This window comes from Photorhabdus aballayi (assembly GCF_026153155.1).
Classification (GTDB): Bacteria; Pseudomonadota; Gammaproteobacteria; order Enterobacterales; family Enterobacteriaceae; genus Photorhabdus; species Photorhabdus luminescens.
In genome coordinates this window covers 1-1,725 of the sequence record NZ_JAPFCD010000128.1, presented here as the reverse complement: position 1 = coordinate 1,725, position 1,725 = coordinate 1, and the positions used below count along the sequence as shown (strand labels likewise).

Here is a 1,725-nt window from a genome sequence, read left to right as displayed (position 1 = left end):
AAGTAGGGGACGGTATCCGCCACCGGCCAGGTGGGAAAGGCCTGCGGTCCCAGGTGATATTGCACCGCGGCAGACTGGGTAAACATGTCGTCCATCTGGCCGATTTGTTTAGACGAGGTGAGATAAACGCCCCGCAGGCCGGGCTGTGCCGGGCCGCCGTTGTAGAGGAGCCCGTCCAGCAGCTGCGCCAGATAGCTGTGCAGCCCCTGTATCTGGCGGGTGAAACTGAACAGCGGGCTGCGCTGACTGCTGTCCACTTTGTTGAGCATCATGTCCGGCATGGCCGCGTTGAGCTGTTGCATCCACTGGCGCCAGAACTGTGCCAGTTCAGTGCGCCAGCGCTGCTCATCCTGCGCATTCAGACTGAAAGTGACGCCCAGGATCTGTGCGCGCTGCGGTCTGTCCAGCGACTGAAAGGCGGCGCTGAAACCGTGCAGCCGATCGAGTTTGGTCAGCACCAGATAGAAAGGCAGATGATGATGCAGGGTTAATCGCAGATCCTGCAGGCGCAGGTGAAGCGCGGCAATAACCCGTTCCCGCTGTTCTTTGTTGTCGGTCAGTAAGCGGTGAGTATCTACGGTCAGAATAATGCCGTTAAGGGGCTGGCGCTGACGGTTTTCGGTTAACCAGGCGAGCAGCGCCTGCCACAGGCGGCCGGGGAGCTGGGGTTTACTGGTGTCCGGCGGCGATATCTGGTCGATAAGGAAGCCGTCCGGGTCAATGATGACGGCTTTCTCCCCCAGCCAGCAGCGCAGATGCAGCGCCTCTTCCCCGGTCAGGGCGTCCGGCGCGGCAATGTCAGTCAGCCGGTAACCTTCCTGGATCAGGGCGGTTTTGCCGCTGCCGGTGTTCCCCATCACCAGGTACCAGGGGCGCTGGTAGAGATAATCCCAGGTCCCCAGATGGCGTTGCAGCTGGGCTTTCCAGTGATGGAGATAACTGTCCTGACGGGCGATATCGGCCTGTACCGGATCGACGGTTTTCAGTTCCACGTCCAGTTTGAGTTTTTCAAGCTGGCGCAGACGGCGCCAGATTTTCATGCCGACAACGCTCAGGGCCAGCAGGAGGAGGATAACCGTCGCCAGCCAGCGGGCAGACAGGGTTTCCAGCGGGTGAGTCTGTTTAAACTGCCAGCCGGGTCCCCACCACCATACCCAGATGAGGGCAATACAGGGCAGGAGGGCCAGTATCAGGGAAGCGGCGGCTTTCAGTGGCGGCAGACGCGGCATCGCCGGTTTTTTGATATTTTTTAGCAGTAGAGAAAGCCAGTTCATGGGTTAACGCTCCTGTTTGCAGTCGTGGCCTTTGAGGGGGAGGTCGTCGAGGCTTTTTCTGCCAGTACCGCCAGCAGGCCGGGTTCCCAATGGGAGAGCGACAGGTGTTGCCCTGCCTGGAGCAGATGCCGGTAATGTTGTTGCGCCAGCGCATTCATTCCCGCCTGCTCAAGTAACTGGGCCGTCAGCAGTTGACCGTAGAAGTGATCCCGGGGTTCGGTCAGTTGTTGCTGATGTTGCTCCGCGGCGTTGAGCGCGGCTTCCAGTCCGTGTTGCTGAAAACAGTGCCAGATAGCGTCCTGTTCCTGAGCGGCGCCGTTGTTGACGGTGGTCGCCGCCGGGGGATGAAGCCAGTTCAGCGTGGCGTCTGAGATAAACGGGCTCATATCGGAGAAAGACAGGCGCTGTAAAACCGGCAGACGGTCAAGAAAGGCCCGGAGTTCATCGCGAA

At 59.9% G+C, this 1,725-nt stretch carries 2 protein-coding genes; both read right to left on the bottom strand.

The window, feature by feature from the left end; all coding sequences use genetic code 11:
• The coding region (locus OO184_RS24835; protein WP_283256386.1) for a type VI secretion protein IcmF/TssM N-terminal domain-containing protein at positions 1–1,274 on the bottom strand (1,274 nt) is incomplete at its 3' end.
• The coding region (locus tag OO184_RS24830) for a type VI secretion system domain-containing protein (protein WP_265381442.1) at positions 1,271–1,725 on the bottom strand (455 nt) is incomplete at its 5' end. The genes OO184_RS24830 and OO184_RS24835, both read right to left, overlap by 4 nt.